This window comes from Hyphomonas sp. UBA3601 (genome assembly GCF_002375605.1).
Taxonomy (GTDB): Bacteria; Pseudomonadota; Alphaproteobacteria; order Caulobacterales; family Hyphomonadaceae; genus Hyphomonas.
Window position 1 is genome coordinate 29,708 of record NZ_DFME01000111.1, and the last position, 3,289, is coordinate 32,996.

Here is a 3,289-nt window from a genome sequence, read left to right on the forward strand (position 1 = left end):
AGTTTGTCTGTTTCTGCGGTTCCATACTAAAAGCCAGGATGGCGCCGCCCCTTGCACCTGCGCCGCCAAGAGCGGAAGAGGTTTTGCGGCGCGTGAAGGGAAGGGAGTTCAAAATCCTTGGCTTGCGCATGGAAATTCCTCTCGTGTCTGTGAGTGTGAGGTCAGGAATACCATCGGGACTGGAAAGTTCGAGGTGGCGCGTCTGCACCGCCCAGTGCATCGTCAGGGGGCGGTGTTCCTGTCACTGTATTCGCGCCAACAGCGGTGAGGTAGATGAGGCAACCATTGACGCCGATCAGGAAAATAACCATAGCCAACGGTTTCGGAGGATTGGCAATGTCTGGCCAGCCGAGGATAAGACTTGTAACTAAGGCCACTACGAACGCAATCCATCGCACTTGTCGTTTGCTGACATGTTGAATGGCATTGGAGATGATCAAAGTGGCTGTTGCCGCTCCAGCCAAACTGGCGACTTCGGTGAACTCCATAAATGTCGATGTATCAGACATCAATCAATGGACCCATGTGGCCTTTATGAGGATTCATCATACATTAACCTGCACCGAAATCAACTTATGGTGGGTGCTTGTTCCCGTGCCTTCTCGAGGGTTTGAAAAATTGGATTTTGATATTTGGTCAGACGATTTCTACGTACTATCCTTTTTTCCATGGAAAGCAGGCTTGTGAATCTGGTCGCCCGTCTTGGCCTTGGCATGGTCTTCGCGCTGGCCTTTGCGCCCTTGGCGGTGGCTGATGAGGCAGCGGCGGAGGCGGCCTTTGTGCGGGGGGAGTATGATACTGCCCGCACGGAACTGTCGGATAGCAAAACTGCAGATGCGCTGGCCTTTCGCGCGCGGGCGCTGTTGGCAGAGGCGATGTCAGGGCCGGCTGACCCACCGGAGGATGTGCTGCACCGGGCATTGGATGACGCCAATGTCGCCCTCATCATGGACCCGGCCCATGCCGAGGGGCGTTTGCAGCGGGCGATTGCATTGTCCCTGATCCTGAGACCGATGAGCACGCGTGAGGCGCGCAAGACCGGCTGGGCGGAAGAGGCGCGAGATCTTGCGCGGGGCGTGCTGGAAGACGAGCCCGGCAATGTCTATGCGCACGGTTTCCTGTCGGTCTGGAATCTGGAAGTCGTCAATCGCGGCGGTCGGATCGGGGCCATGATCATGGGGGCGGGGGTCTCTGACGGACGCGACCATTATGAGGCGGCCATAGCCGCTGCGCCGGATGAGGCGTCGGTTCACTGGCAATGGGCGCGGGCGCTCGCGGCGCTGAATGCGCGCAAGTATCGTGATGAAGTATTGTCCGCGCTGGACGCAGCGCTTGCCGCAGCTGTCGATTCCGAACTCGAGCGCGTCATGCAGGCGCGCGCGGCCATGTTGAAAGCCGAAATGCTGAGAGATGACCGCCGCGCCCAGGAGATCGCGGCGGGTATGCTGTAGGGCGCTATTCCGCGGCGACGGCTTCGGCGTGGGCCTCTTGTTCAGAGAGGAAGCGCTCGGCTTCGAGCGCCGCCATGCAGCCCATGCCAGCGGCTGTGACAGCCTGACGATAGGTCTCGTCTGTGACATCGCCCGCTGCGAAGACGCCGGGGATTTCCGTCGCGGTGGAGTCTGGCGCCGTGATCAGATAGCCATTGTCCTTCATCTCCAGCTTGCCCTTGAACAGCTCGGTCGATGGGGCGTGGCCGATGGCAATAAAGACGCCGTGGACAGGCAGGTCTGTGGTCTCGCCGGTCTCGACATTCTTGATGCGCGCGCCTGTGACGCCAGCCGGGTCGCCGCCGCCGAGGACTTCGTCGAGCACGCTGTTCCAGATGACTTCGACTTTCGGGTTCTTGAACAGGCGGTCCTGCAGGATCTTCTCTGCGCGGAAGCCTTCGCGGCGGTGCACGACCGTGACCTTGGACGCGAAATTGGTGAGGAACAGGGCCTCTTCAACGGCCGTGTTGCCGCCGCCGACGACGAGCACTTCCTTGCCGCGATAGAAGAAGCCGTCACAGGTGGCACAAGCGGAGACGCCGAAGCCCTTGTATTTCTCTTCGCTGGGGATGCCGAGCCATTTGGCCTGTGCGCCCGTGGAGATGACAACGGAATCAGCCGTGTAGGTGGTGCCGCTCTCGCCGACGGCCTTGAACGGGCGCGAGGAGAAGTCGACTTCGGCGATATGATCATTGATCACGTTTGCGCCCATGGCTTCGGCGTGTTCCTGCATCTTCACCATCAGGTCCGGGCCCTGGATTTCGGTGAAGCCGGGATAGTTCTCGACCTCGGTCGTGATGGTCAGCTGGCCACCGGGCTGCATGCCGGTCACCACGGTCACATCGCGCATGGCGCGCGCGCCATAGACGGCGGCGGTCCAGCCAGCGGGGCCAGAGCCGATGATCAGGATTTCGGTGTGTTTCGTGTCAGCCATTGCGAAGGATCCGCCATCTGTTCTTGTCATATCGGCCCGGCATATGGGGCCTGCGGCATGAGCCTTAAAGTGCTGCGGGCATCATATCAATGTGAACACTGCCCGGCGGGGCCCAAAGCCCCGTTATTGCCGTCGCAGACGACTTCGACCGTGGCATGGAAGACATCGAACCGGTCAGCGAGGCGGGCCTTTACCGCGCGGCGCAGCTGGTCAGGATCGGCGCCGGGGGCAGCGGTGACTTCCAGCGTGATCAGGGGCTTGGATTCGGTCAGGGCCCAGGCATGGAAATGGGCCACGCCCGCGATGCCGTCGATCTCGGCCAGCAGGTCGGCCTGTATGTCTTCGGGATCGAGCCCGGCAGGCGTGCCTTCCAGAAGGATATGGCCGGACTTGCGGGCAATGCGCACCCCGGCGATGAGGACCAGCAGAGCCACCAGCGCTGACAGGATGGGGTCGGCGGCCATCCAGCCGGTGGTCATGATGATGATCGCCGCGCCAATGGCCGCGATCGAGCCGAGCAGGTCGCCCGCGACATGCCAGAGCGCCCCTTGCAGGTTCAGGTCTTCCTTGCTGCCGCCATGCAGGATGGCAAAGGCAAGAATGTTGACGAGCAGGCCGCCCACGGCGACGGCCATCAGCACGCCTCCCATCACATCAACCGGATCCAGCAGGCGATGCACGGCTTCCCACATGATCCAGCAGGCCAGCGCGACCAGAAGGATGCCATTGGTGAAGGCGGCGAGAATCTTCATCCGCGCAAAGCCGTAGGAGCGCTGCGGATCGGCCGGGCGTTCGGCCAGCTTGTACCCCACCCAGGCGAGGGCCAGCGAGCCGGCATCGGTCAGCATGTGCGCGGCATCGGCCA

The 3,289-nt window shown here is 61.6% G+C and carries 4 protein-coding genes; 1 reads left to right on the plus strand and 3 read right to left on the minus strand.

The window, feature by feature from the left end; translation table 11 throughout:
- Window positions 1–161 precede the first annotated feature (161 nt).
- Window positions 162–509 (minus strand): hypothetical protein, encoded by a 348-nt coding sequence (locus B4F73_RS11535; protein WP_290479869.1) that lies wholly within the window; start codon window positions 507–509, stop codon window positions 162–164.
- Window positions 510–683: 174 nt separating this feature from the next.
- Between B4F73_RS11535 and B4F73_RS11540 the strand changes: the two genes are divergently transcribed.
- Window positions 684–1,451, plus strand: coding sequence for a hypothetical protein (locus tag B4F73_RS11540; protein ID WP_290481518.1), 768 nt, complete (start codon window positions 684–686; stop codon window positions 1,449–1,451).
- 4 nt (window positions 1,452–1,455) lie between these two features.
- Here the strand turns inward: B4F73_RS11540 and trxB are convergent, their stop codons facing one another.
- Window positions 1,456–2,424, minus strand: a complete 969-nt coding sequence (gene trxB / locus B4F73_RS11545) for a thioredoxin-disulfide reductase (RefSeq protein WP_290479867.1) — start codon at window positions 2,422–2,424, stop codon at window positions 1,456–1,458.
- An 86-nt stretch (window positions 2,425–2,510) separates the two neighbouring features.
- Window positions 2,511–3,289 (minus strand): cation diffusion facilitator family transporter (locus tag B4F73_RS11550; RefSeq protein WP_290483313.1); only part of this gene is annotated, 779 nt, incomplete at its 5' end.